Below are 25,321 nucleotides of genomic sequence, written 5' to 3'. Positions count from 1 at the left end.
ACATAACTAGGGTGTATAGTGATTTTTCACCGCCAAGCCTGCCACATACTGGAGAGAAGGGATTTCATAGAATTCCCTCTCGCCTTTTATTTAATAATTACGATGCCAAGGATGATGAAACTGATAAAGAGAAATTTTTTACTACTAGCTCTTTCATTAAAAAGAAGAATTCCAAATAATGTGGTGGCCATGATGGAGACACCGCTCCAAATGGCATAAGCGATTCCGATTTCAATGGTCTGTACACTCATCGTAAGAAAATATAGACAGGCTCCGAAAAAAACAAACGAAGTGACACTAGGAAATAAACGCTGAAAACCTGATGAGAATTTTACTGAAATATTGCCGATGGTCGCTAATACTAGAGAAAGGACCAAATAACCCATAGTTATATACTCCTTTCTTTTCTAGGTACAGTCAATCCCATTATTCCTGCTAGGATCAACGACAGTCCGAGAACTTTGGACATGGTCACCGATTCATGAAATAAACCGACACCTAATAACATAACAAGGAGCGTACCACCGCCCGACCATAAGGCGTTGATCATACCGATTTCATTGTCAACCCTCCTCGTTTCTTTAGAGAGAGGGGAGAATAAATAGATGAAAGACAATGGGATTTAAAAAGAAGTTAAGCATTTAAAAAAGAAGCAATTAGACCAATTCAATCTCGTAATGCTTTTGTTATTCGTGCTATTTGGTTATTTTGCCGAGAACAGAAAACCATCCCTCCTCATTGGGGGATTTTGTGTGCTTATGTGGATAATAGTAGTCATTACGTTGTCCACCCTAACGTTTATTAAGGATTTTAACTCTGTAAGATTGGACTTTCCTCTCGACGCTTTCCCAATTATCGGGGCTTGGGTGGGCGCTAATATTGGAGAGATTATCAGAATGAACAATTTGTAAGGATATTGAAATATAAGAAGAAGCTTTTGTTAAAGTAACGGGGCTTTACTTTAACAAACCTCATAAATAAAAAGACCTTCAATATACATCAATTTATACATTGGAGAAATATTGATTACGGCCACTGAAATGTACCACTTCTGCCATAGTTTTTACCACCGAATGACAAAGAATGTACCAGTAAATGCCATGTGTTTACCACTTCATAGATTTGTGTGATTTCAATGGGTTTAAAATTTAAATCGAACTAAAAGTATTTTCTATAAAAATCTTGTCAATTTTTCACTCAACTGAGCAAAGATACGAGTAGTTTCACTCTTTTCATGCCCAAGTAAACTCTGGATAACATCAAGAGGAGCGCCGTTATTTAGTAATTGAGTTGCATAACTGTGGTGCAATTGGTGAGGGTGTATGGTGTTATCTATACCAGCACGATTCGATATCCGTTTAATGACATACCTCATCTGGGCAATGCTCATTCGGTGAGGAATTCGCTCCGTCACAAGTATGTATTGGTCTTTATCTTGATCCCTCCAATGTATTTTGAGTGTTTCAGAGGAATTATTTCCATATATGTGGAAAATAAGAACAACAATTCGTTATTTTCTAGTATAATATTCTTATTAAGAATGGTCAGTTTGTGAAGTGTTGATCTTAAACTAACGACGCAGGATAGTTGAATTAGAATAATTAGCTTTCTTTATCTCATTTTTAATTTATCTTTTGCACGGTTATTTACGTATTTTTCAATTAAATGCCCTACTATTCCACCTATTACCCCTAAGGCAAGACCATTATGAACTGGACTTGTTAAAAATCTAATGAGAGAAATTTCATCCAAAAAATGATGATGCCAATAGACACCGAAATTCATCCCCGCAACTAATCCAATACAAAAACCTGTTAAATATGTTCTGGGCTGAGGTTCTTCACCTTTTCGTTGATGATTCATTAATATTGCCTTGTTATATGCTTGCCAAATAGAAAAAACATAGACAGAGGGATAAAACAATCCCCATTGATAATCAACTACATTATGTGCACCTAAAAAATCCCCATGAATAGAATGATGAATAGCCAAGTTTAAGTTTGATGCTATATTGGCTGAAAATTCAGTAATCAAAAGTACAAAACCAAATATATATTGACCGTTATAAAATTGACCGAAACCTGCCATCATAACTGACCATAGTAAAGCTGCCACAGGTGACTTATATTCATTTGTTTTCAAAATTAAACCTTCTTTATTATATGGATGTTATGCTAATAACAATATGATTTCCAATTATTTGGAATTTCACCCTGGTGAATTATACCTGCTTTAATTTGTTTTATTGGACTTTCTTTTATTTTATCAGTTTAATGTGTCTTGGTTTATCAACTCTCAAATTTCTTCTTTTAATTTCGTTGAATGCAAGTTGGATAAAGTCTTTATCCAATTCCTGGTCAGCCTTTCTATAGATAGTTCTAATAAATCATTGGATACGTAGAACCAAGGATGTATCATAATTTGTCACTTCCTCAATATGAAACTTCATATTTATGATTTATATAATATAGATTATTTATTCAAGTAACAGGTGCAATACTTCAAGAAGGTAAAGCCTATGCTTATTGAACTAACAGGCAGAATAATTGAATAGTAAATGGAGACAGTAAATATATAATTTATGAGGGAGGTAAAAATGGATAATTATTGGAATGAAGTAATAAAACGTTTAGACTTGACACCTGAAGGTGCATGGATGGTGTATCTTGCTGGTGCAATTTTAATACCTCTTTCTCTTTTGTTAAAGAAACACCTTTCTTGGAAAGAATGGTACACAACTTTTGGTGTAGTAGGATTCCTTGCTTGGATGGGAAACATTGTCTTTTTTTATCAACTGGATTTACTTGATTCAGGAAAACCCTCAATAGGTAGTATTCCAGATACAATAATGTTTTCGATTGCTCCTGCTTGTATTAGTGTAATTTATTATAATTATTATACTTCTTCTAAATCAAAATGGGTTGTTGCAACCATATTCACTGTCGGTTCTTTGATTACCGAGTATCTTTTAGTAAATGTTGGTTTCCTGATACAAAAGGGTTGGGAAATTTGGTATTCAATACCTTTTTATGTAATTATGTTTTTTCTTTTTCTTCCATGGCACATTAAATTTATTAAGAATAAAAATTAAAATTGAATTAAGTGGGCAATTTTGAAAAAAAGCAGTAAGAATACTCTTGTACTAAAGGGTGCAATAGTTTAACAAGGGGTCGTCGCTTACGGCGATCCTATTTTTGTATTTGAAGAATAATTGGAATATTATGTTAAAATAGATATGTGAACAGATGTACTTAAATTAACAACGCAGTTTAGTGCAAGAGCAATGATTAACTGATATTCAACAATCGGACCAGATTGTTGAATAAGGCTTATTGAACAGTTTAGTAGCATAAGAAATATTAATTAAGTGCAATAACCTTTTGTTCAATAACATATTACTTATTAATTAACAATTATTCTATGGAACTAACAGACTCAGTTGTTGTATAAAAAAACTAATCTTATAAATATGAAAGGAGAAATTTAATGCAACTTTTTTTAGGCCTTCTCATAATTTTTTCATTTATTTTAATTGCTATAGGAATTATATGGTTTATAGTAATTATGATAAAGAAAAGAAGATTCGGATATCCCATTGTAGTTTTTGTTGTAGGTATTTTGCTTCTTATATCTTCTAGTTTCGGAGCTTATTTTATCGTACCAGATTATAATGCAACCAATGAACAAGAAGGTGAGAATTTTTATCAAGTGTTAGCTAGTGGCGAGGATGTTCAAGGTGAAAGTTTAACTTTCACAGTTGATGAGATAGGTTCAAATGAACAACAAGGTCTTGTTGGATTAGGAGTTGTGTCTACAAAGGAGAAACCTATTACTGTATTGTTGAATGGTAGCGGAGAAAGTCAAGCTATTCAATCAGGAGATACTGTGACTGTCCAAATAAATTCAATAAGTAACTTCGCTAGCTTGTTTATTTTGAAAGCTACACTTGAATAAATGTTCAGTATAAAGGGTGTTAGGTTAGTCAGTATTCTTAAGCAAAAGGGCGCGTTTGTTGAATAAAATGTGAAATGATGTACTTAAATTAAAGGGTGCTTTCCTTTAATAAGGAATAGCGCTCTTGTTCAACTATATCAGCAGTTATCTTTAACAAAGGTGATATACGAATAATTTTCTAATAAAATATAAATAGCAAAACATTGAATAGAGAGGGGAACAGAGTTGAATAAAATTATGTTACATATTGAAGGGCTGGCAGTATTGGTATTAAGTATATACTTTTATTGGTTTAATGAGTACAGTTGGGTTATGTTTGTAATTTTTTTGTTAGCACCTGATATTTCTATGTTAGGGTACTTGTTAAATAGTAAAGTTGGAGCAAAATGCTATAATATTTTTCATACTTATAGTTTGTCCATTACTATTATTTTAGTAGGGTTACTCCTATCTAATCAGTTAGTGTTGGCAATAGGTTTAATATGGTCTGCTCATATAGGGATGGATAGAGTAATGGGGTACGGGCTTAAATATTCAACTAATTTCAAGGACACACATTTAAATAGGGTTTAAGTTGCTTTACTAATGGGAGCATTACCATAACAACGGTAATGCTCTTTCTTTAAGTAAAGAGGCAGGAGAATTTAATAAGAGCATGTATTGGAGGTAAAAAAATGAGGGTAGTTAATGTTGTACTTTTGTTGGTCTTGATGTTAGTTGCATGTTCGAATTCCGATGAGATTACAGGGGAAATCACAAAGATTGAAGGAGGTATGGTGTATATAGATAAATCTCCATTAAAAGTGGAGGACACATCTGAGCTTGAGGTTGGTCAAAATGTGAAAGTAACTTTCATAGATACAACAGCTGAGGATGATTGGGACCCTAATGATTTTGAGGTGAAAAATATAGAAATTCTGGAGTAATTAGAAGCAACTTCCCTATTCAAGAAACGGGTCGATTGTTCAATAAGAACAGTCACTTCTTGCCTGAAATAAGGAGAATAACGTTTCAAAACCAAACGAAGAAACAATGAATAAAGAAACTAACGAAAATTATGAAATTGCAGGGGTTATTACGGAAGTGAATAGCGAAAGTAAAAGGGTGTTATTAAATTTAACAAAAAGAGTTCAAGAAGATGAAGAACAAATGTGGGTTTCGGTTGGCGAAAACACTAAAATTTCTAATGAAAAAGAAGAAGATTTCAGTTTTGAGGATTTAAAAACTGAATTTCAATTGAAAGTTAATCTTACTGGCGGTCAGTGTTTAGAACCAAAGCCACGTATATGTTCTGCTGGAAAAATAGTAATTGAATAATAAGTCTATTCAACAAGATGTGGTATATTATTGTGGCGGTAATCAAATATTGAAGGTCTTTTGAAATGCAAAAAATATACTGCCATTTCATACATGGGTTGAATGCTAAATAATAAATACAGAAATATTCGTATGTGATCGATGAGTACATTTATTTTTATTAACTATAGATACCAAAGACTAAACGCCTTAGCCCTACCGAATATAGAGCTAAAGCTGCTTAGCATTTTTATTATTTCCCCTGTCTACTTGATAAGGTAAGATCAGTCAAAAGCTGGAATTTTACGTTCATCAAAACTCTATTTCTTCAACATTTCATAAACCTGATCAATATCTTTATCCCCTCGACCAGACAGGTTAACAATAATAACATCATCTTTTGATAAGGACTGAGCAAGTTTGATTGCATGAGCTATGGCATGTGAACTTTCCAATGCGGGAGTAATCCCTTCCACTTTAGACAACTCTTGAAATGCTTCTAGCGATTCTTCTCCCGTTACGGTGACATATTCAGCTCTTCCAGTTGTACTTAAATGACTATGTTCTGGACCAACACCAGGGTAATCTAATCCAGCTGCTATGGGATTGGTGGGTTGCGGTTCTCCATTTTCATCAAGCAATGTTAAACATTTAAACCCATGAATGACTGCAGGAACTCCTTTTGTAATCGTTGCTGCTTCGGCTGGTTCCACACCAATCAAGCGAACCTCGGCTTCGTCAATATAGTGAGAGAATGCGCCGATCGCATTACTTCCGCCACCGACACAGGCAACTACCGCTGTTGGGAGCTTGTTCTCTTTTTCCATGATTTGACGCTTCGATTCTTTACTAACAACCGATTGAAAATGCTTCACCATGGTAGGGAAGGGATGTGGTCCTACTGCAGATCCCAACAAGTAAAAGGTATTTTCATAGTTTTCGACTAAATCACTTAACGCCTCATCCACTGCATCCTTTAATCGTCCTTGTCCTTTTTCTACAGGCACTACCTTTGCACCTAATAATTCCATACGAAATACGTTCAATTCCTGTCTTTTAGTATCGGTTTTTCCCATGTAGATCGTACAGTCCATTTCAAACATGGCGCAAGCCGTAGCAGTTGCTACTCCGTGTTGACCAGCCCCTGTCTCAGCGATCACACGAGTGATACCCATTCGTTTCGCTAACAGGATTTGACCAATAACATTATTAATCTTGTGTGCACCTGTATGATTTAGATCTTCACGTTTTAAATAAATTTTAGCTCCGCCTACTTTTTTCGTAAGGTTTTTAGCAAAAGTTAATGGATTCTCACGTCCTACGTATTCCTTTAAATAGTAACTAAGATCCTCTTCAAATTCCGGATCATCGCGATACTTTTCAAATTGTTCGGCAAGGTCTGATAATACTTTTTGTAAATCTTCCGGTAGATAACTTCCTCCGAATTCTCCGAAGAGACCTGTCTCTACATTGTCTGCCATTTGTAAGTTCATCCCCTTTACCATTCATATATTCCTGTCTATTAATTTAACACATTATTTTTAATTTTACTTTTGCATGCTTTTCTTTAAATTATTCTTAGATTTTACTATCTATATCACTTCTTGACTTGAACTTACACAAACAAGTGGTAGGATGGAGGTCAATAAAGGAAATTCTTCCATTTTTTATTATTATAAAATTGGTGCTCATCGATGTATTACAACACTCTTTCTTTATTACCCTATCCATTGGCTGTACAAAATGTCGTTCAAAAATAATATTTAGGAGGGAACAACATGGAGGTTTTTTCAAAATATTTAGCAGGAATTGATAACCCTGACCACCGTGACCGAACAGAGGAAGTTTTGAGTTGGGTTGCTAATAAATTTCCAAATTTGGAACCACAAATCAAGTGGAATACGCCAATGTTTACTGATCACGGCACATTTATTATCGGCATTGACACAGCGAAGAACCATATGAGTTTAGCACCCGAAGAAGTAGCTATGGCACACTTCTCTGATGGCATTGCACAAGCTGGCTACAGCGCTACCAAAGGCTTGTTTCGAATTAAGTGGAGTGAGCCGGTAAATTACGAATTGATTGAGGAAATAATTGAATTTAATATTCAGGATAAAGCAGAGTGTTCAACTTTTTGGCGGAAATAAATGTCTTGATCTCATGTTTTCAATATAAAGAGAACTTTCAATGAGTCGCAACTGAAAAGGTGGCAGAGAACTCGGTCTAGACTAAACTCCTCTCCACTCGAGAAATGCAAGTTTGGGGGTGGGTTTCTTGCAAGTTCTAAACTATGAATATTTTGATTGAAAGGGGGGGTTCTTGATTACAAATAGTAGCATGAATCCAAAGGTTGATGAATATTTAAGTAAAGCAAAAAAGTGGAACGAAGAATTTGAGAAGTTGAGAAATATCGTTCTTGACTGTGAGCTGACCGAAGATTTTAAGTGGATGCATCCTTGTTACACATTTGAGAGAAAAAACATAGTTTTAATTCATGGATTTAAAGAATATTGTGCGCTTCTATTTCACAAAGGTTCCTTATTACAGGATACCCACGGGATTCTAATCCAACAAACGGAGAATGTACAGGCGGCGCGCCAGATACGATTTACCAATGTTGAAGAAATAGTTGAAATGGAAACCATCTTGAAAGCTTATATTCATGAAGCGGTTGAAGTTGAAAAAGCAGGTTCAGAAGTAAAAAAGAATACAGAATTCATAATTCCTGAAGAACTTCAAAATAAGTTCGATGAAATCCCTGCCTTGAAAACGGCTTTTGAAGCATTGACCCCGGGGCGCCAAAGAGCATATATTCTTTATTTTTCTAAAGCCAAAAAATCCAAAACTCGAGAGGCAAGAGTTGAAAAATATATGCAGCAAATTCTTAATGGAAAGGGATTAAATGATTGCTCTTGTGGACTATCTCAAAAGCAGCCCTACTGTGACGGCTCGCACAAGTACAAGTAACTATCATTTAAACAACTGAATAAACTTCTATTGTTTGAGTTAATTGTAATGATATGGAACGATGGAAACAGATAATGACTCTTCAAAGTAAATTAGGAGGGATCTGTTGAGAAAAGAGATTTTTCGACTAGTTTATATGATACTTGTTGTTTTAGCTGTGTTTTTGGTGGGGTGCTCTGAAGAAGAATGGAAAGAAAGTGAATTATTTGAATCTGGTTCGTTTACAATGCTTGGGGAAGAAGGCCAGTTAGGTTTTATTTATGATGGTGAAGAAGTAACTAAGTTTTATCCAGACAAAGAACAAAAATATATGTGGCATTTTTGGGGTAATGAAGAGGCGTTAGATGGTCAGTTAAAAGTCGTTGGAACCCACAATGTATCTGGAAGTAATGTTGATGCTTTAGACAATCAACCATTAATTGTTAAGGAACACAATGGTGCTGATGCTTCTGTTCCGACGATTATGTCTTTACCCAAGAGTGGGATGTGGAAGTTAGATGCTTATATAAATGACACATTACACGGATCTGTTTATGTTCAAGTACATGAACGTAAGAGTTAATTTTTGTACCAACATTTTTTTTAGTTGATCATTTTTTCCACAATATCATCAATGTGAGTGCGGTGCTTGTTCTAGAAAAATCATCAAAATTATCATGATATAGTGTGAGTTTCAATTAATTTGATATCGAGTCTTCCTCATAAAAGGGGGAGAGCTGAATATTGGTTGAATGAGCTCTAGCTTTAACTTTATTCAACAACGGGGCTGTACTTTGAATAAGACTTGGTAAAAGGAAGGAGTACAGGCTTCAACCGTTATTTATCTTTTTCCTCTCAATAAGAAACTGGAAAGGGGAATATTGAATAGTGATATTAAATCAAGACACTCAGTATATTAAAAGTCTCCATTTAAAGTCGGAAAATATAGGTTCGTATGAGTCTTTTCCTTTTCATCTACACCGTGATTAGGAAGTTTTCAGAGCTGCTTTTTCATCCTAATGTTACTTATATTGTCGGAGAAAACGGTATGGGGAAATCTACTTTGCTAGAAGGCATTGCGATAAAGTTTGGATTCAACCCTGAGGGAGGTACTTTGAATTTTAATTTTTCCAATTATGATTCCCATTCCATCTTAGCGCAATATTTGCGATTGTCTAGGGTGTGTATAAGGCAAAAGATAACTTCTTCTTTAGGGCGGAAACATTTTACAATTTAGCTACAAATATTGAGGAATTAGATCAAGCTCCATCGTTCGGACCTAAGATTGTAGACTCATTTGGGGGAAGGTCACTACATAAACAATCTCATGGAGAATCTTTTTTTACAGCATTTACCAATCGTTTTCAAGGTAATGGGTTATACATATTAGATGAGCCAGAAGCCGCCTTATCCCCTTTAAGACAAATGTCTATGCTCACTCGAATCCATGAACTTGTGAATGAAGGTTCTCAGTTTATCATATCCACTCACTCACCAATAATCATGGCTTATCCAAGCTCGAAAATTATTCAGCTTACTGAAGAGGGCATGAACGAGACAAAGTTAGAGAAAACGGACCACTTCAATCTAATGAAGCAATTTTTTGAAGATAAGGATCGGTTACTGCATCATTTATTTCAATAAGGCGGTTAGTTAGTTGTCCATTATCAGGACGATGAACCATTCCCTTCATTAAATAATGGGAAGGTTTAAAGTGGTTATTCCATTAACTAAGGCAAAAGCTAAAGATTGATGGAAGAACAATTTGATTTCTCTATTTGCTAGGTACTTTCACTTATTACGATACAATTCATCCATAGAAGGTGTGTTTCCTATTGATCAAAAATAAAAAGTTTCTCTATATTGCACTCATTTTGTTAACCATATTTATGGTGTTAAATTTTCCATTTCCATATGAGAACCCATACGGTATGACAGTTGTTTCGATTTTAAATGTACCTATCGAAATCGTAAATGGTTTTAATTATATAGGGCTTTTATACTTAGTCGTGTTCATAACGGGAATCTACTTCCTAGTGAAATCTCTGGAAAAATACCGAGTGCGTGCTGTCATTCTTTCTTTTATAACGATCGCTGTGTTGCCAATGATCTTTGCTAGTTTCTACCAGAATACATTTGCCGAAGGTGTTTATGCAGTTTCCTATGATCAGGAGGACAGCATGTGTGAATTTGAAATGACGGATTCAACGAAATTGAATGGGGTGTGTGAATTTCCATTTAAAAATCATAGTCAAGACGATGTCCAATTTTCGATAGACTTTTATGAGCAGTACAGCAGAGGAGGGGAACAACCCTTGATGTCGCTAATGCAAAACAACGGGCCGTTTGAAGTGAGTTTAGCAGGGAAAGAAAGGAAGCGCGTGAAAGTAGAAGCGGATATTGATATGTCGGAGATGGATGATCCTATAAGAGGTGGTAGTGCGTCAATGGTTCATATTATTCTCCGTTCAGACGAGCTTGCTAGAAAGTTATAAGGACTACTCTAATAGATTCGATAGCACCCTACCATTTTTATGGTAGGGTGTTTTAGTTTTTAGATGATAAATTAATTGTACAGTTAACAAACAGGGGGGAGCCACATAAATGAGAAATAAGTAAAGTTGATTTTCCAATATCAATTATTCCTCAATTGTACAAAAAGGAACTCAACAAGATGAACAATTATAGCAACTAATAGATAACTTATAGATTTGAGTAGGGGGATTTAATTTTGCCATCATCACTAATTAAACTATTCGGATTGACTACTTTTTCTTTGGGGTTAATTGCCGGATGCGGAAGTAATGATGCAGAAAGTCAAGAAGAAACATTATCGGAAGAACAGCAAAAAGAAGAAAATCAAGAAAAACAAGCGAAACAAGAAGAACCGGAAATAACTGAGAACGAAGAATTAGCGAAAGAATTCGTTGATGTCATGTACAATCTCGAGGATAGAGAACAAGCCAAATCGTTCATCAAAGGAGAAAACATGCATGAAGATGTGCGTGACTTGTTCTTATTAGGAGCTGGAGAAAGGGTAAGTGAAGATAGCAAGGTAGAACAAATTACGATTGTTGATAGTGTGAAATATAAAAGTGAAGGCGAGACAGGTGAAATTGTTAAGATCCAAGCCGATAATGCAGGAGGAAAACCTGTTGATATCTACGTAATGCTTATGGATGATAAGATCGGCTGGCTTGTACGTGAAGATGAGGCAGATACTGAAGAAGGCGAAGAGATGTTGAATGAATTTGAAGATATTTATGAGAAAGCAAAATAAACAACAACACATTAGGGGGATTTGAAATTGAATAAATTTGCAAAAGTACTAGGAATATCTGTTTTATCAGCGAGTGTTTTGGCGGCGTGTGGTTCGGAAGATGCAACCATGAGCAGTGATGATAATAACGGCACTGAACAACAAGAAGATCAAAAAGGACAAGAAGAGGAAGAGGTAGAGGAAGAACAGGCGGAAGCGGCTGTTGAAGTCCAATCTGAAACATTCGGTGCACGTAAAGACAGCATTGATAATGTGTATGGCAGCTATTCTGCGGTCATTACGAATACAGGAGATAAGCCTGCAATGATTGGTGATGTTCAGGTCAACTTCGAAGGAGAAGGTGACACGATTATTGGAACGGCAGCAATGGTTTCTGCTGTTCCTGATGTGATTATGCCAGGTGAAGTAGCTTATCTTGGAGTGTCTAAAGGATTAGAATCGGCTACTTCCGCAGATGAAGTCACTGATGTTAGTGTCAATATTGATTTTGATTCGACGAATGAAGAGCCGATGATGCTAGAAACGACAAGTGTTGAAGTTAAAGAGGGCAGTCACTATCCTTATGTCGTCACAGGTACAGTTATGAATCCAAACAAAGAAAAAGCTGATGATATTCGTCTAGCTGCAGGCTTGTATGATGAAAACGGTGAATTCTTAGGAACATTAAACGGTAGCATCCAAGTGAGCTTGAATCAGGACGGAAAAGCTGGATTTGAATTGAATTATCCAGAGCTTCCTGAAGATGTAGCAGGTAAAGCATCTGAAGTGAAAGTTAAAGCGTATAACTGGTCATTTTAAAGAAGGATGGCTAGGGGGGTATTCCCCTTCCATCATGGTTAAGAACTTATTCTATATTTATAAAATGAAGAAAGAGGAGCATAAAACAATGAAAGTATGGATTGCTGTATTAAGTATATTAGGTGGTATTTCTGGCATTATAAGCGGATTTATTGTAACAGCAGGAGGCGAAATGTTTGGGGAAGCGGAAATGGCGAACGATGGAGCCGCGGTCTTTTGGTTATCTGCACTAGCCATCTTCCTTGGATTTTTGGCTTGGAAATTTAAGAAAATCGCAGGATGGGGATTGATCGCGATTTCTCTTTATGGATTTGTAGCCAATGGACTATTTTTCATTTTTGCGTTTATTTTCCTACTCATAGCCGGGGTATTAGCTCTACGCCTACCAAAAAAACAAGGTGCGCTATCTGCATGATTAGATAATAGAAAGGTCAACAACAGTGAAACTTTATCAGGCGAAGTTGTTAGAACAGAATATTTATAAGTTTAGCTTCCTTGATTAGTTAATGTACTAACTTGTTGGGGGATAGGTACCGATTAAATCTACAACTTAATGAATCCTTAGAGTCATGGTTTTAAATTGTTGAACTGTTAAAGGGACACTCGATAGATGGACTGATATTTTAAACTGTCCATCTATCGAGTTTTTTATCTTAGGTTAATAGAGTATAAAGGATAATTGTATGGAAGAGCTGACTATATATTTCATTAAGCTACAAGGTGGGAAGGAGAAACAAGTAGATAGATTGTAGCGCAAGGTCGTTGCTCTTTTGGTTTATATTAATTTAGAGGATTGTCTCTCTGACATGTTGATGTATCTGTCATGAAAAGACGGTTGCAAAACGACATCAGTATCGATATAATGAAATTAACAAGTCGACACTGATGTCGTTTTAGTGGGAGGGGCCAATGACATGCAACGTTTATTGAAAAACAAAGGGTACATCACCTTGATGTCCGCACAAGCGATTTCCAGCATCGGCGACTGGCTCAGCATCGTTGCGATCATTACACTCGTTGGTTTGAAATGGGAGGCTTCACCGCTTGAAGTTTCGTTCGTTTTCTTATGCTTAGCGGCTCCAATGGCGTTGTTTGGCCCTGTAGCCGGTATCGTGGCTGACCGCTTCAGCCGGAAAACGCTCATGATCGTTTCTGATGTCGCCCGGACGGCTTTGATTCTCCTTTTGACTATCGCTACATCGCTTTGGATGGTGTATGCCACGCTCTTAGCGATTGGAATTTTTTCCTCGTTGTTCATTCCTGCGAAAAACGGGAAGCTGAAGGAATTGGTGGCAGAGGAAGATATGAAAGGGGCGATGTCGATCACCTCGATGATCGATTCGTCGACAAAAATTCTTGGTCCGCTTGTGAGTGGTTTGCTTGTCACTGTATTCGGTGCCCAGCAGGTGTTCATCATCGATTCAGTCACCTTCGCGGTCTCTGCGGTCATCCTGCTGTTTATTCCGAATGCCGTCCGTCTGGAATTCTCGGAAACTGAACCTGCACAGGAGTCATTCAGGAAGGAATTCGTTTTAGGATTTTCTTTTCTCAAATCAAGTCGCTTCATGTTGACGGGCTTGATGCTTGTGGGACTCAGCCTTTTGATCCTGCAAGCTGCCGATTCACAACTGATTGTCCTGATTAGAGAATTGACCTATGCTTCCCCTGACTTATTCGGGTACCTTGTGACAGGATCGGGTCTCGGCATGTTCGTTGCTGGCTTTCTACTAGCGAAAAAAACCGACTACAACCCTTACCCACTCATGGTCCTTGGGGTTTGTGGAATCGGCGCGAGCTTTGGCATAATGGGATTACTCACCCATTATGACCTCAGCTATTCGATCCTTTGGGGGCCAGGACTGGGATTCACCGCCGGTTTCTCGGCGAGCCTGATTTTCGTACCTTTCCAGGCGACCGTCCAAGTCCACACTCCTGTCCATATGACCGGCCGCGTGTTCGGTGTCATCAACAGCGTGATGACAACTGCGACCATCATTGGTCCACTGCTTGGAGGATGGATCGCGACGATCATCGGAGTGGTTCCGACGTTTATGATTACGGCGAGTCTTCTCGTCCTGGTATCACTGATTGGATTTTTGACAAAACGAAAAGTAGAGCGAGGGAATGCAGATGTCTCCACGAGTAAGCAAAGAACACCTGAAGCAACGACGAGCTGACATTATGGAGGCCGCAACCAAAGTCTTCATCGAGCATGGCTATGAACATACGACGATGAAACACGTTTTGGAAGCCGCCAATGTCAGCCGAGGCGGTCTCTATCAATATTTTTCCAACAAAGAGGATTTGTTCGAAGCGATTCTTGAAGAAGGACTTAGTCATGAAGCGGAAACGACTGGTTTTTCTCTTGAAGAAGTAGAATCGCACTGGACATTGCTCATGAAGCTGATGTTCGGTGAAGATGGAAGTCCGGATTCGAAAATGGACCCACTCGCCCCGAGCAAGCTCGAATTTTTCATCACCGGCCGCAACGATGAGCGCCGTCGTGCCTATGGGGGAAAGCGCTATGAGAAGGGGCTCAGCATCTTCAATGAAATCATCAAAGCCGGTCAGGAAGCCGATGAGTTCAGCAACCGCTATGATAGCGAGTTGGTAGCGAGGTCGATCATTACGTTTGTGGATGGTTTGGCTCTTGATGATGCGATTTTGCCTGAGGAAAAGGTGAGAGTGAAGGAACAGTCGGTGTTGTTTGTGGATTATTTGAAGATGGCGTTGGGTGTGTCCTCCTCTTGATGAGGGGGATTTTTAGTTTGCCCTGATGGCTATGCGGCCTTTCCGTCGTAATATACATAAAGAAATCAGGAAAACAAGTGATTTCTCGGACCTCCAAACGCTTTCAACCATAACGGAAACAACATCTTACCAAGGTTATTTCAAATTCATCCATTTTCTCAGTGAAAATATCCATATAAAACCTTAGTAATTAATACAGTAGGATCTTCAGCTATTGCCCCTTATGTTTGAGAAGGTGAATGGGGGATGGAAACTACTGGCCCTGAAAAAAGTCCTAACAATTTAAAAAGAAGCGAGCGGCCTGCTCTATGTTGGTGGCTCGTTTTTTTATGTCTTTATGTGGTTTGTTTTGGCTTTCAATTTTTTAGTAAGTCAGTATTTCACAGCTGTCACGTTCATGTAATGATAATCATAATCCTCAACTTAAAGTGGTTTCGTTTTCCCTGATCCCATTCCTCTTTTTAAATACGGAACCATTCTTTTCACTCGCTACTCAACAATCCTGCTCTATAACTAAACGACAAAAAAACTTTTTGAAATTTTTTTGGAAAATCTTTATTCATTATTGATAGCGCTGTCATGGGGTTTGTGGTTTCTCACTATTAGATTAAGAGAGATTATGAATCAATCAAGGGTTGTAAAACGCTTACATGGGTTTTATACTATTACTAAATCGATTTACTAAACCGGTTTAGCAGAAATAAATAGTGATGAGATATGGAGATAACATTATGAAATCAATAACAATATCAGATGTTGCTGCACACGCAGAAGTTTCGAAAAGCACAGTATCTCAATTTCTTAATAAACGTTATGACTACATGGGTGAGAAGACGAAGCAGCGGATTGAGATGGCTATTGATACGTTGGGGTATCAACCAAATATTGTAGCTCGTAGCCTGAAACAAAAGTCTACGAAAACTATTGGAGTGATTGTCGCCAATATTTTACACAACTTCTCTACTGAGGTTAGCCGGGCGATTGAGGATGTTTGTAACCATTCAGGCTTCCATATGATCATTTGCAATGCGGATGATGATCCGGTTAAGGAAAAGCATTATATTGAGATTTTATTAGCGAAACAAGTCGATGGTTTGATTATTTTCCCAACAGGAAATAACCGTGATTTGTATCAGAAGATGCTTGATAATCAATATCCTCTTGTTTTTCTCGACCGTTCTGTTGAGGGGATTCCGATATCAGCGATTATGCTTGAGAATGAGAAGGCATCAAGACTTGCTGTTGAACATTTAGTTCAGAAAGACTACAAGCGAATAGGGATGCTTACAACTTCGATTATTCATAATATTTCACCAAGGTTAGAACGAGTTAGTGGTTATAAGAAAGCGCTTCATGATTATGGCTTGCCTATGAGAGATGATTATGTGAATAGTGTAGAGTCCTCTAGCGTTCAAGATTCACTTGAGGAGATGCTGGGTTTAAGTGAGCCGCCTGAAGCGATCGTAGCTGGTAATGATCTTGTTTTGATCGAAATCTTAAAGTTTGTTAAGCGCCATCATTTGCGCTTGCCTGAGGACTTGGCTGTCATAGGGATTGATGATGTATCTTTTGCAAGCTTCTTCACACCCCCGATAACTACCGTTGCTCAACCAACTTTCAAAATGGGCAAAATGGCTGCAGAAGTGTTAATGGATAAAATTAATCAGAAGAGAATTGAGGATGAACGGTTAGATTACCGATTTGAACCTACATTAATGGTTCGGGATTCTGTTGATAATAAGGATGTAACGTAAAGGAGGGGTAAAACATGAATGATGTAATTACGATAGGGGACGCGATGATAACATTTGATCCGTCACACAATGGACCCATGAGATATGCTTCATCTTTTGAAAGAAAAGCTGGAGGAGCTGAATTTAACTTTGCGATTGGTTGTGCCCGCCTTGGCTTAAATACGGGATGGATTAGCCGTTTAGGGAACGATGAATTCGGTAAATACATTCGAAATTTTGCTAGAGGTGAAGGAATTGATGTATCAGCGGTGGAGTTGAAGGAGGGCTATCCTACTTCGCTAAACTTTAAAGAGATCCGTGAAGATGGAAGTGGCAGGACATTTTATTATCGAGCCAATTCCCCAACAGAAACGTTAACCGAAAAGACCCTTGATGAGGCTGCGATTAGAAATGCACGTTTACTCCATATTACCGGTGTTTTTGTTGCGATTGATCCAGAGAAAAATATTGAACTGATCAAACGTGCTGTTACGATTGCTAAGGATAATGGAGTACTCGTTTCTTTTGATCCCAATATTCGTTTAAAGCTTTGGAATAAAGAACAAGCGAAACAAGTACTTACCCAGCTATTACCATATGTAGATATTATCTTAACAGGCTTAGATGAGGCGGAGTTACTGTTTGGTGTTAATCAACCAGACGAAATCCTAAAATGCTGTAAACGGTATGGAATTTCTACTGTTGCCATTAAAAAGGGAGCAGAGGGGGCGATGGCTAATCATGATAATGAATGGATTGAAAGATCGGCTGTACCACCACAGAAAGTAGTAGATACGGTCGGAGCTGGTGACGGCTTTGATGCAGGGTTTGTCTACGGTGTATTGCAAGGCTGGTCACTTGAAAAAACGCTGCGTTTTGCAAACACGATTGGTTCTATGGTTGTGAGTGTATATGGCGATAATGAAGGCCTTCCTGAATTAGATGATGTACTTGTTCAACTTGGTGAAAAAGAATTTATCGAACGGTGAGGTGATAAGATGAATCTTCAATTAGCGTTAGATCGTTTGTCTAAACAAGAATGTATGGATATCTTGGCTGATACAACGGATTCGATTGACTGGATTGAAATAGGAACAGGGGTAATTAAAGAGTATGGAATGGAAATTGTTCGCGAAGTAAGAGCAGCTTATCCATCCGTCACGATTGTTGCAGACATGAAAACTTGTGATACAGGGAAACATGAAGCAGCCCAAGCTTTTGAATCCGGAGCAGATATCACAACGGTTATGGCATTCTCTGCCGATCAAACCATTACAGATACACTAAAAGTAGCGGAAGATTACAGTGGAAGAATCATGATTGATTTGCTTGGAATTCAAGATCCGGAACGAATGGAGGAACTTTCTGACCTAGGGGTGGATCTGGTCAGTCTTCACTTTGGTAAAGATATGCAGCAAACGGGTGAGCTCGATGATGATCTGTTTTCACTAGTAAAAGATTATCCTAATTTGGAGGTGGCTGTAGCAGGAGGAATCAACCTTGAATCCTTACCTCTAATGTTAAAACACAATCCTGACACATTCATTGTTGGGAGCGCTATTACTAAACAGACAAATCGTACAGAAATCGCTGCAAAGATGAGAGGAGTGCTTGATGAATATGAAGCAAACAATTCACACGGTCGGTTATGAAATTAGCCAGGTCTTAGCAAATGTGGAGGAAGCGCAAGCAAAGAATTTTTCCAAGGCTATCGGGAAGGCTAAGCGAATCTTTGTTTCTGGAGAAGGACGTTCAGGGTTAATGGGAAAAGCTTTTGCCATGCGTCTGATGCACGGGGGATATAACGTATTTGTAACGGGTGAGACCATCACTCCAAGTATCGAAAAGGACGACCTGTTGGTTGCTATATCTGGGTCTGGTTCTACCAGCGCACTTTATCAATATGCAACGAAGGCAAAAGAGGCTGGGGCAACAGTGGCCTTAGTGACAACAAATCCTCAATCCAAAATAGCAGAAATCAGTGAGGTTACTCTTGTAGTTCCAGCAGCAACAAAGAAACGCTTGCCGGAAGAACCTGATACCATTCAGCCTTTAGGTAATCAATTTGATCAATCGGTTCATTTGTTATTAGATGCCATTATTATTTACACAATAGATCAAGGTGAACAAAGTTCTCATGAGCAAATGGCTAATCGTCATGCAAATTTGGAATAAGGGGTGTTTAAATGAGTGAAATTGAACGAATTAAACAAGCAAGAATTGTACCTGTCATCCGTAAGGCAAATCTCGAGAATATTGTACCGATTACAACTGCATTAGTAAAAGGGGGGATTCAAGCCATAGAAATTACGGCAGAAACACCACGTGTTGGCGAACTTATTCAAAAGGTAAAAGAAAATGTAAGTGATGAGCTTATGGTTGGTGCGGGAACCGTGCTCGACCCAGAGACGGCCAGGCAGCTGATGCTGGCAGGGGCTGAGTTTATTGTCTCTCCATCGTTAAACACGGAAACTATTAGGATGGCGAATCGATACGGTATTCCTTGTATTCCAGGAGCTTTAACACCAACAGAAATTTTGACCGCTTATGAAGCGGGAGCTAACATGGTTAAAGTATTTCCAGCCCACACATTTGGACCTCATTATATTAAGAACATTAAAGGTCCACTGCCTCATGTTTCTGTTATGGCGACAGGCGGGATTCATTTAGAAAATATGATGGATTATTTTGAAAATGGTGCGGAAGTTGTTGGGATTGGAAGTCAGCTTGTAAATGCAACGAAGCTAACGACAGAGGAAGATTATCAGAACTTGGAGACGCTTGCAGGTAGTTATAAAGAGAAAATTGCTGAGATGAACGATTAGCCTTTGAATCATTTGTAAACGTATACAATTTGTAAACAAAAGAGGGAGGATTTAATTATGAGAAAGTCAATATCGTTATTCTTTCTAATTATGATTTCAACTGTTGTCGGGTTAGTCGGTTGTGGTAGTGGAGAAGAAAGTGGTTCAGGAGATGATTCAGGGGATGGAGAGAGCCTGAAAATTATCGCCGCCCATAACCAGACTGATCCAGAAAACCCGTACCAAATTGGGATGAAAGAATTCAAAAAAGAAGCAGAAGCTTCAGATGCTAATATAGAAGTTGAAGTTCACGCAGGAACGCTAGGTACAAGTGAATCTGAGCTTGTAGAGAAACTTAAACTGGGAGGCGCAGATGTTGTACTAGTCTCTCCAGGGTTTATGTCTAAGACTGGCATTGACGAAATCGATCTTTTCGCAACACCGTATATTTTCGACAGCTACGATCACTGGGAAAAGGTTGTTGATGGTGAAATCGGTGACCAAATGGCAGAAACTATTAATGAAAAGTCCAACAATGACTTTAAACTACTAGGATATTGGACAGCTGGTGTCCGTCACTATTACGGAAAGAAACCTCTTGAGTCTATTGACGATATTGATGGAATGAAATATCGTACGCAGACATCTGGTGTAGTAGCGAACTATTGGGAGAAAACTGGTGCCGTACCGACTTCTGTAGCTTGGGGCGAACTTTATCAAGGTCTACAGCAAGGAGTCGTTGACGCTGCAGAAAATGCTTACCCATACTTTGTTCAGCAAAATCACCACAAAACAGATAACGGGAAATTCATCACAGAAACAGGTCACGATTACACGACTCGTTTCATGCTTATCAATGGAAAGAAATTTGATTCCTATTCAGAAGAACAACAGCAAGCGGTTATGGAAGCAGCTGATGCAGCTGTGAAGAAAGAACGCGAAGTTCTATATGAACAAGAAGAAGAGTATAAACAACAAGCCATTGACGATGGTGCTAAAGTGAATGAAATTGACCGTCAACCATTTATCGAACTGGCTAAACCGATTCAAGATCAAATGGCTGAAGAAAGCGGCGTAACCGATATGCTTGAGAAAATAAGAGACATGAAGTAAGAAAATATAAGATAGAGGTGAGGGCACGTGAAGTGTGTCCTTCCCTTTTATCTTCTTTAAAGGAGGTAGGAGCATGTTGATTAAACTTCTAGAGAAAATACAGTTAACGATTGGAGTTATCTTCCTCATTCTATTTTTCGTTACTATCGTTATACAAGTGACCACTCGGTTTATGGGGGTTTCTGCCGTTTGGACCGGGGAAGTTGCTACGTATTCATTTATATGGGCAGTCTTTATGGGAGCAGCAGTCATGCTCAACAGGAGAGAACATTTCAATTTTGACTTACTCTTGAAGAAGTTAAAAGGGAAGGGCAGGAACAGTCTCTATCTGTTCAATGACGTCATTCTATTATTGTTTAGCTTTGCCATCTTCTATTACGGCATTCAAACTGTACAGAACTTCTGGGACTATAATTGGGTATCCTTGCCAGAAATGAAAATGGGCTATGTATGGATTTCTGTACCCATTATGGGAGGTACAATGGCTATTTATACGTTGTCAAATATCTTTCGTACGATCAAAAATTTCAATAGAGAGGAGGCAGCTGAATGATTGGACCTATACTAGTCGGACTGTTCGTTATCTTAATGCTTGTAGGAATTCCGATCGCATTTGTTATTGGAATTGTTGCCATGATTGGGATTTTCAATGTACCTTACATTCCTGAAGTAACTGTTCCTGTTAAAATGCTGAACGGTCTAGATTCATTCGTACTACTCGCCGTCCCTTTGTTTATTTTGGCGGCAAACTTAATGAATAGTGGACAAATCTCTCAAAAACTGATTGATTTCTCACTTTCAATTGTTGGTCACATTCGTGGTGGCTTAGCTCATGCGAATATTCTAGTTTCAATGTTGTTTGCTGGAGTATCAGGAGCTTCACAAGCTGATACAGCCGGTGTCGGTAAAATTCTTATTCCTAATATGAAGAAACAAGGATATGATACCGAGAATGCTGTCGGAATTACAGCTGCCTCTTCTACTATTGGTGTGATCATCCCCCCAAGTATCCCGATGATTATATACGCGGGGTTAACGAACGTATCTGTGGGTGCATTGTTCCTTGTTGGAATCATCCCAGGGATTTTAGTGGGTCTTGGTATGATGACAATTGTCTTTATTCTTGCCAAGAAACGTGGATATCCAACTTACCAAAAGGCTTCATTGAAAAACTTTTTTAAGCAATTGCTAGATGCAACTCCTGCTTTAATGACACCAATTATTTTAATTGGCGGAATTATTACAGGCCTTTTCACAGCAACAGAAGCAGCAGCTATTGCTTCTCTGTATACTGTAGTCATTGCCATGTTCTACTATAAGACATTGAAGATAAAAGACTTTCCGAAGATTTTTGTAGATACACTAACGCTCAGTTCATTATCATTATTTGCCTTAGCAGCAGCTAACGCACTTGGTGAGCTTATGAGTTATTATCAACTCTCTACATGGGCAGAGCAATTCTTCGCTAATAATATTGATAGTAAGTGGATTTTCTTGCTTATTGTCATTGGTTTCTTCCTTTTCATTGGTACATTTATGGATGCAATTCCTGCCATGATCTTATTTATTCCGGTTATTCTTCCGGTAGCATTGAGCTTTGATGTAAGTCCAATACTACTCGGAATTATTACGATTATGACACTAGCTGTAGGTCTTGTTACACCACCATATGGACTTTGCTTATTATTAGCAGCCAAAATCGGGAAGTTACCGGTTGAGCGCTCGTTCAAAGCGGTCTTACCTTATATCGGTGTAGTTGTCGTTGTGTTGCTAGTTGTAGCATTTATCCCAGGTGTCGCCTTTTATATACCTGAAATGATTAATCCGAGTCTATTTTGACGACTAAGTAAAAGCCAAGAGCCTTTAAGCGCTCTTGGCTTTTTTGTGATTTATGGGTCACTAAAATCGCGGCTATGATCCTATTACAAATAGATAGAAAGGGGGCATGTTTAGCATCTTGTTGCGATAGGTTATAGTAATCGTTAAAAAAGTAGTGAATGAATATATTGCGGGAGGAGTAATGATGGATGCAATTTTTTTATACAGTCCGTCCAGGTGATACGCTGTATCAGATTGCGAGGCGATGGGAGCTGCCGGTCGAATCGCTGGCTGCCGCAAACAATCTGAGCTCACCGTATACGATTTTTGTTGGTCAGCAGCTTTCCGTTCCGCCGGGTGTTAATGTTGTTCGTGTGGATCCAGGGGACACGGTTTTTCGAATGTCTCAATTTTTTGGTGTCCCCTTATCGATAATTATTGAAACAAACCGGCTTCAGCCTCCTTATATTTTACAGATAGGTCAACTGTTAAACGTTCCTGCTGGTGTTCCTTACTATGTTGTTCAACCTGGGGACTCATTGTTTCAAATCGCTAGACGTTTTAACGTAACTACGAGTGGACATAGCAACCCTGAGTTGATCAGGAGGGTGAACCAGCTGTCTTCCACGGTTATTTTCCCAGGGGATAGGTTGACTATTCCTTATGCACCTCCAGGGGACCGAGGATTAATCGCTTATACATTTAACCGTGGGGGTGGCTATGATCTATGGTTATATAATCCGAGTAATGGTGGGAATAGACAGCTGACAACCGGCTTAGGAGAAGCTTTTTCTGTTCCTTTTTGGTCACCGGACAATTGCCGAATCGCTTTTGTAGGGAAAAGCGGAATTCTTTACGTCGTTTCATTAGCTGACGGTGTCGTTACACGGATTGATCAGTTTGAGGAAGGTTTAGGTGTTTATGTGAATTGGTCACCAAACGGTCAAAAATTAGCTTACACAAAACAAGAGGATATAATTTTATATCATGTGATTACTCATCAAGTAGAAAGAATCAATCAACCTGGGGCTAGTGATGTTCAGTGGTTTCCTAGCGGTACGGAATTGCTTTTTCAAGCACTTGATTCATCCGGGATCAGTCAGCTTTTCATGATGCAAACCGATGGATCTAGCAAACGGCAAATCACTGAAAACACTGGTTCCGCATATAATCATGTTCGGCTCTCCCCTGATGGATCGTTTGTACTTTATACAACTCCTGGAGCTAGCATTTCGATTATTTATACGATTGAGCTCTCAACAGGGAACGTATTTGAAGTGAGGGGAGGGCCGCTTGCCAAAAATTATTTTCCAGCATGGCCACCTGATTCTTCGAAAATTGCCTATAGCGCCACGGCGTTTGAGGACGTTGGATATTTTTCATTAATAAAAATAACAGGCAGTCAAGCCGAGGGTGATCGAACCAAAGCGATTTCTAATTGTTTTGCTACCCCTGTTACATGGTCCACTGATAGCAGGAAAGTTGCGTATCTATCAGGTTGTGACAACCAGGGAACGGCCAGCGAAATGTGGGTGATCGACGTAGCTCATCCTGTTCCGATCCGGTTAATAGCAGGGGGACTAATTACGTCTCTCCAATGGTCTCCTAAACCCGATTTTTATAGGAAAACGACTTATACGAATCAAGCATACAACGTACAGCTTCGATATCCAAGCCACTGGCAAAGAGTAGCGGATGATCGATATGAGGGGACCGATGGATTCTTTCAAATTTCAGCGATTTCTTCAGAGGAAAGTATTCGCGCTGTTTGCCAAGGTGAGGCCTTTCATCCATTATTACCATATGGTTCCGAACCCCGTATCGAAAGTAAGCAAATTCAAAATCAAGAAGCTTGCTTTATTTTTCCATCACATGACCAGCCTGCAGAAATGCGAAGTCAAGCCGCTTTGATTGTTCGTTATCCAGACCCCGTGCAAATCGAGGCAACCACCTATCATTATTTTATATTATGGGCAGACGAGAATCATTTGAAGGAAATAGGGTTGTCCGTGACTTTTCTGTCTTAAAGTTATAGTGCCAGTTGTTTCATGTCAAAAAGAATAGACGCAGTTTTCCGTTGAGGGAAAATCGCGTCTATTCTTTTTAAACAATGATATCCTTATTTACGTTGGGTGACCTGGTTTCGGTCAAAACTCCTTTGAGATGATCCAGATGAAAAAGGAATAAGCTGTTCATCCCTATCATATTCGGAAATACTTTGTTCCCCAAAGGACTTATATCTTATTTGAAATTCTTCTTGAAAATCAGGTGTATCTTGTGCTGGAAATGACTGTTTCATGCCAGCTATCCATGTTTCAAAATTATAAGTTCCTCTATCAATAATTACACATAGATCTTCAAGGGATGAGGTCAACTCAATTAAACAATCCAATCCGTTTTTTAAAAGAATCCCTCTTTTTTTTGCTTTTTCAATAGAGTGTTCCAACTTGTAAGAGTGATCCTGATAACTGAATTCAATAAAGCAACTGCTACGATCCCAATTGAAATTAAAATCTTCAATTTGTAGACGTTTCATAACACGTGTGAGTTTTCTTTCACACATACTTTGTTCTTTATGTGGCATCCATTTGAATAGATTATTCTTGAACATACCAATCACCTTCCTTGTTTGTGTCTAGTTTCTTGTGCAATAACCTCATATCTTATAGTTTCGACAAGGTGGATAAAATCCCTGTAGAAATCGTTTTCCATTTATCGACGTTTTTTTACAAATTGTTTTTTTAGATTATCTTCAATTACTTCTCCATTTTTAATCAGAAGGGGTGGTTCGCCTATTGAAGAAAAGGATCAGCCTGACCAACATC

At 38.5% G+C, this 25,321-nt stretch carries 29 protein-coding genes and 2 pseudogenes; 24 read left to right on the top strand and 7 right to left on the bottom strand.

The features are described 5' to 3' along the window. Positions 1-86: 86 nt before the first annotated feature. The 5 genes and pseudogenes from ACFQIC_RS16625 to sda all read right to left on the bottom strand — a co-directional run bounded on the left by ACFQIC_RS16625 (position 87) and on the right by sda (position 2,374). Positions 87-386 carry a DMT family transporter gene (locus ACFQIC_RS16625; RefSeq protein WP_204708536.1) on the bottom strand — a complete coding sequence of 100 codons (300 nt, stop codon included), beginning with the start codon at positions 384-386 and terminating at the stop codon, positions 87-89. A gap of 2 nt (positions 387-388) precedes the next feature. Then, on the bottom strand, positions 389-616 hold the full coding sequence (locus ACFQIC_RS16620; protein ID WP_390217463.1) for an SMR family transporter: 228 nt from the start codon (positions 614-616) through the stop codon (positions 389-391). Between the two features lie 542 nt (positions 617-1,158). Beyond that, positions 1,159-1,420: pseudogene (locus tag ACFQIC_RS16615) on the bottom strand (tyrosine-type recombinase/integrase); the annotation flags it as partial. A gap of 191 nt (positions 1,421-1,611) precedes the next feature. After that, a complete protein-coding gene (locus ACFQIC_RS16610) occupies positions 1,612-2,142 on the bottom strand; it encodes a hypothetical protein (RefSeq protein ID WP_390217461.1) in 531 nt (176 codons plus the stop codon). Between the two features lie 115 nt (positions 2,143-2,257). Further along, complete coding sequence (sda, locus tag ACFQIC_RS16605; RefSeq protein WP_390217503.1) at positions 2,258-2,374, bottom strand: sporulation histidine kinase inhibitor Sda; 117 nt, start codon at positions 2,372-2,374, stop codon at positions 2,258-2,260. A 222-nt stretch (positions 2,375-2,596) separates the two neighbouring features. Between sda and ACFQIC_RS16600 the strand changes: the two genes are divergently transcribed. The 5 genes from ACFQIC_RS16600 to ACFQIC_RS16580 all read left to right on the top strand — a co-directional run bounded on the left by ACFQIC_RS16600 (position 2,597) and on the right by ACFQIC_RS16580 (position 5,271). Beyond that, the gene (locus tag ACFQIC_RS16600) at positions 2,597-3,091 is read left to right on the top strand and encodes a hypothetical protein (protein WP_204708533.1); all 495 of its coding nucleotides are present in this window, start codon (positions 2,597-2,599) and stop codon (positions 3,089-3,091) included. 395 nt (positions 3,092-3,486) lie between these two features. Beyond that, positions 3,487-3,954: a hypothetical protein gene (locus ACFQIC_RS16595; protein ID WP_204708532.1), complete on the top strand. Its 468-nt coding sequence runs from the start codon at positions 3,487-3,489 to the stop codon at positions 3,952-3,954. Between the two features lie 225 nt (positions 3,955-4,179). After that, positions 4,180-4,527 (top strand): DUF4260 domain-containing protein, encoded by a 348-nt coding sequence (locus ACFQIC_RS16590; RefSeq protein ID WP_204708531.1) that lies wholly within the window; start codon positions 4,180-4,182, stop codon positions 4,525-4,527. Positions 4,528-4,628: 101 nt separating this feature from the next. Beyond that, complete coding sequence (locus ACFQIC_RS16585) at positions 4,629-4,880, top strand: hypothetical protein (RefSeq protein WP_204708530.1); 252 nt, start codon at positions 4,629-4,631, stop codon at positions 4,878-4,880. A 106-nt stretch (positions 4,881-4,986) separates the two neighbouring features. Further along, positions 4,987-5,271 carry a hypothetical protein gene (locus tag ACFQIC_RS16580; protein ID WP_204708529.1) on the top strand — a complete coding sequence of 95 codons (285 nt, stop codon included), beginning with the start codon at positions 4,987-4,989 and terminating at the stop codon, positions 5,269-5,271. A gap of 299 nt (positions 5,272-5,570) precedes the next feature. On the opposite strand, the gene trpB is transcribed toward ACFQIC_RS16580, so the two are convergent. Then, positions 5,571-6,731, bottom strand: coding sequence for a tryptophan synthase subunit beta (gene trpB, locus ACFQIC_RS16575; protein ID WP_204708528.1), 1,161 nt, complete (start codon positions 6,729-6,731; stop codon positions 5,571-5,573). A gap of 297 nt (positions 6,732-7,028) precedes the next feature. Here trpB and ACFQIC_RS16570 point away from each other — a divergent pair, with 297 nt between their 5' ends. From ACFQIC_RS16570 to ACFQIC_RS16480, 19 genes and pseudogenes are all read left to right on the top strand, one after another. Continuing rightward, on the top strand, positions 7,029-7,400 hold the full coding sequence (locus ACFQIC_RS16570) for an iron chaperone (RefSeq protein ID WP_204708527.1): 372 nt from the start codon (positions 7,029-7,031) through the stop codon (positions 7,398-7,400). A gap of 175 nt (positions 7,401-7,575) precedes the next feature. Next, positions 7,576-8,220, top strand: coding sequence for a DUF1801 domain-containing protein (locus ACFQIC_RS16565; RefSeq protein WP_204708639.1), 645 nt, complete (start codon positions 7,576-7,578; stop codon positions 8,218-8,220). 106 nt (positions 8,221-8,326) lie between these two features. Beyond that, a complete protein-coding gene (locus tag ACFQIC_RS16560) occupies positions 8,327-8,782 on the top strand; it encodes a hypothetical protein (RefSeq protein WP_390217458.1) in 456 nt (151 codons plus the stop codon). 305 nt (positions 8,783-9,087) lie between these two features. After that, positions 9,088-9,843 (top strand): annotated as a pseudogene (locus ACFQIC_RS16555) (AAA family ATPase). A gap of 191 nt (positions 9,844-10,034) precedes the next feature. Further along, positions 10,035-10,694 (top strand): hypothetical protein, encoded by a 660-nt coding sequence (locus tag ACFQIC_RS16550; RefSeq protein WP_204708526.1) that lies wholly within the window; start codon positions 10,035-10,037, stop codon positions 10,692-10,694. A 236-nt stretch (positions 10,695-10,930) separates the two neighbouring features. Further along, positions 10,931-11,479, top strand: coding sequence for a hypothetical protein (locus tag ACFQIC_RS16545; protein ID WP_204708525.1), 549 nt, complete (start codon positions 10,931-10,933; stop codon positions 11,477-11,479). Positions 11,480-11,506: 27 nt separating this feature from the next. Beyond that, on the top strand, positions 11,507-12,277 hold the full coding sequence (locus tag ACFQIC_RS16540; protein WP_204708524.1) for an FxLYD domain-containing protein: 771 nt from the start codon (positions 11,507-11,509) through the stop codon (positions 12,275-12,277). A 34-nt stretch (positions 12,278-12,311) separates the two neighbouring features. Next, the gene (locus tag ACFQIC_RS16535; protein WP_390217456.1) at positions 12,312-12,692 is read left to right on the top strand and encodes a hypothetical protein; all 381 of its coding nucleotides are present in this window, start codon (positions 12,312-12,314) and stop codon (positions 12,690-12,692) included. A 499-nt stretch (positions 12,693-13,191) separates the two neighbouring features. Further along, positions 13,192-14,454 carry an MFS transporter gene (locus ACFQIC_RS16530; RefSeq protein ID WP_204708522.1) on the top strand — a complete coding sequence of 421 codons (1,263 nt, stop codon included), beginning with the start codon at positions 13,192-13,194 and terminating at the stop codon, positions 14,452-14,454. Between the two features lie 4 nt (positions 14,455-14,458). Continuing rightward, positions 14,459-15,028: a TetR/AcrR family transcriptional regulator gene (locus ACFQIC_RS16525; RefSeq protein ID WP_390217454.1), complete on the top strand. Its 570-nt coding sequence runs from the start codon at positions 14,459-14,461 to the stop codon at positions 15,026-15,028. A gap of 731 nt (positions 15,029-15,759) precedes the next feature. After that, a complete protein-coding gene (locus ACFQIC_RS16520; RefSeq protein WP_204708520.1) occupies positions 15,760-16,782 on the top strand; it encodes a LacI family DNA-binding transcriptional regulator in 1,023 nt (340 codons plus the stop codon). A gap of 14 nt (positions 16,783-16,796) precedes the next feature. Then, positions 16,797-17,750 carry a sugar kinase gene (locus ACFQIC_RS16515; RefSeq protein WP_204708519.1) on the top strand — a complete coding sequence of 318 codons (954 nt, stop codon included), beginning with the start codon at positions 16,797-16,799 and terminating at the stop codon, positions 17,748-17,750. A 9-nt stretch (positions 17,751-17,759) separates the two neighbouring features. After that, positions 17,760-18,413: a 3-hexulose-6-phosphate synthase gene (gene hxlA, locus ACFQIC_RS16510; protein ID WP_204708518.1), complete on the top strand. Its 654-nt coding sequence runs from the start codon at positions 17,760-17,762 to the stop codon at positions 18,411-18,413. Then, the gene (hxlB, locus tag ACFQIC_RS16505; protein ID WP_204708517.1) at positions 18,382-18,936 is read left to right on the top strand and encodes a 6-phospho-3-hexuloisomerase; all 555 of its coding nucleotides are present in this window, start codon (positions 18,382-18,384) and stop codon (positions 18,934-18,936) included. The genes hxlA and hxlB overlap by 32 nt, the downstream gene beginning before the upstream one ends. Positions 18,937-18,947: 11 nt before the next feature. Further along, complete coding sequence (locus ACFQIC_RS16500; RefSeq protein ID WP_204708516.1) at positions 18,948-19,586, top strand: bifunctional 4-hydroxy-2-oxoglutarate aldolase/2-dehydro-3-deoxy-phosphogluconate aldolase; 639 nt, start codon at positions 18,948-18,950, stop codon at positions 19,584-19,586. Positions 19,587-19,643: 57 nt separating this feature from the next. Then, a complete protein-coding gene (locus ACFQIC_RS16495) occupies positions 19,644-20,678 on the top strand; it encodes a TRAP transporter substrate-binding protein (protein WP_204708515.1) in 1,035 nt (344 codons plus the stop codon). A gap of 73 nt (positions 20,679-20,751) precedes the next feature. After that, positions 20,752-21,231: a TRAP transporter small permease gene (locus ACFQIC_RS16490; RefSeq protein WP_390217451.1), complete on the top strand. Its 480-nt coding sequence runs from the start codon at positions 20,752-20,754 to the stop codon at positions 21,229-21,231. Beyond that, positions 21,228-22,517 (top strand): TRAP transporter large permease, encoded by a 1,290-nt coding sequence (locus tag ACFQIC_RS16485; RefSeq protein ID WP_204708514.1) that lies wholly within the window; start codon positions 21,228-21,230, stop codon positions 22,515-22,517. Before ACFQIC_RS16490 ends, ACFQIC_RS16485 begins: the two co-directional genes overlap by 4 nt. Before the next feature lie 188 nt (positions 22,518-22,705). Next, positions 22,706-24,523: a LysM peptidoglycan-binding domain-containing protein gene (locus tag ACFQIC_RS16480; protein ID WP_204708513.1), complete on the top strand. Its 1,818-nt coding sequence runs from the start codon at positions 22,706-22,708 to the stop codon at positions 24,521-24,523. Between the two features lie 92 nt (positions 24,524-24,615). On the opposite strand, the gene ACFQIC_RS16475 is transcribed toward ACFQIC_RS16480, so the two are convergent. Next, positions 24,616-25,107: a hypothetical protein gene (locus ACFQIC_RS16475; protein ID WP_204708512.1), complete on the bottom strand. Its 492-nt coding sequence runs from the start codon at positions 25,105-25,107 to the stop codon at positions 24,616-24,618. Positions 25,108-25,321 lie beyond the last annotated feature (214 nt).

This window comes from Halobacillus seohaensis, from assembly GCF_042663045.1.
Classification (GTDB): Bacteria; Bacillota; Bacilli; order Bacillales; family Halobacillaceae; genus Halobacillus_A; species Halobacillus_A seohaensis.
The sequence above is the reverse complement of the archived record's forward strand: the minus strand, read 5'-3'. Positions and strand labels throughout refer to the sequence as shown.

Bases quoted from the DNA above. Each gene is read 5' to 3' on its own strand.
- ACFQIC_RS16525 (WP_390217454.1), top strand. From the start codon at position 14,459: ATGGAGGCCGCAACCAAAGTCTTCATCGAGCATGGCTATGAACATACG.
- ACFQIC_RS16500 (WP_204708516.1), top strand. From the start codon at position 18,948: ATGAGTGAAATTGAACGAATTAAACAAGCAAGAATTGTACCTGTCATC.
- ACFQIC_RS16485 (WP_204708514.1), top strand. From the start codon at position 21,228: ATGATTGGACCTATACTAGTCGGACTGTTCGTTATCTTAATGCTTGTA.
- ACFQIC_RS16570 (WP_204708527.1), top strand. From the start codon at position 7,029: ATGGAGGTTTTTTCAAAATATTTAGCAGGAATTGATAACCCTGACCAC.
- ACFQIC_RS16535 (WP_390217456.1), top strand. From the start codon at position 12,312: ATGGTTAAGAACTTATTCTATATTTATAAAATGAAGAAAGAGGAGCAT.
- ACFQIC_RS16625 (WP_204708536.1), bottom strand. From the start codon at position 386: ATGGGTTATTTGGTCCTTTCTCTAGTATTAGCGACCATCGGCAATATT.
- ACFQIC_RS16520 (WP_204708520.1), top strand. From the start codon at position 15,760: ATGAAATCAATAACAATATCAGATGTTGCTGCACACGCAGAAGTTTCG.
- trpB (WP_204708528.1), bottom strand. From the start codon at position 6,731: ATGGCAGACAATGTAGAGACAGGTCTCTTCGGAGAATTCGGAGGAAGT.
- ACFQIC_RS16515 (WP_204708519.1), top strand. From the start codon at position 16,797: ATGAATGATGTAATTACGATAGGGGACGCGATGATAACATTTGATCCG.
- ACFQIC_RS16480 (WP_204708513.1), top strand. From the start codon at position 22,706: ATGCAATTTTTTTATACAGTCCGTCCAGGTGATACGCTGTATCAGATT.
- hxlB (WP_204708517.1), top strand. From the start codon at position 18,382: ATGAAGCAAACAATTCACACGGTCGGTTATGAAATTAGCCAGGTCTTA.
- ACFQIC_RS16580 (WP_204708529.1), top strand. From the start codon at position 4,987: ATGAATAAAGAAACTAACGAAAATTATGAAATTGCAGGGGTTATTACG.
- hxlA (WP_204708518.1), top strand. From the start codon at position 17,760: ATGAATCTTCAATTAGCGTTAGATCGTTTGTCTAAACAAGAATGTATG.
- ACFQIC_RS16600 (WP_204708533.1), top strand. From the start codon at position 2,597: ATGGATAATTATTGGAATGAAGTAATAAAACGTTTAGACTTGACACCT.
- ACFQIC_RS16595 (WP_204708532.1), top strand. From the start codon at position 3,487: ATGCAACTTTTTTTAGGCCTTCTCATAATTTTTTCATTTATTTTAATT.
- ACFQIC_RS16585 (WP_204708530.1), top strand. From the start codon at position 4,629: ATGAGGGTAGTTAATGTTGTACTTTTGTTGGTCTTGATGTTAGTTGCA.
- ACFQIC_RS16475 (WP_204708512.1), bottom strand. From the start codon at position 25,107: ATGTTCAAGAATAATCTATTCAAATGGATGCCACATAAAGAACAAAGT.
- ACFQIC_RS16490 (WP_390217451.1), top strand. From the start codon at position 20,752: ATGTTGATTAAACTTCTAGAGAAAATACAGTTAACGATTGGAGTTATC.
- ACFQIC_RS16530 (WP_204708522.1), top strand. From the start codon at position 13,192: ATGCAACGTTTATTGAAAAACAAAGGGTACATCACCTTGATGTCCGCA.
- ACFQIC_RS16495 (WP_204708515.1), top strand. From the start codon at position 19,644: ATGAGAAAGTCAATATCGTTATTCTTTCTAATTATGATTTCAACTGTT.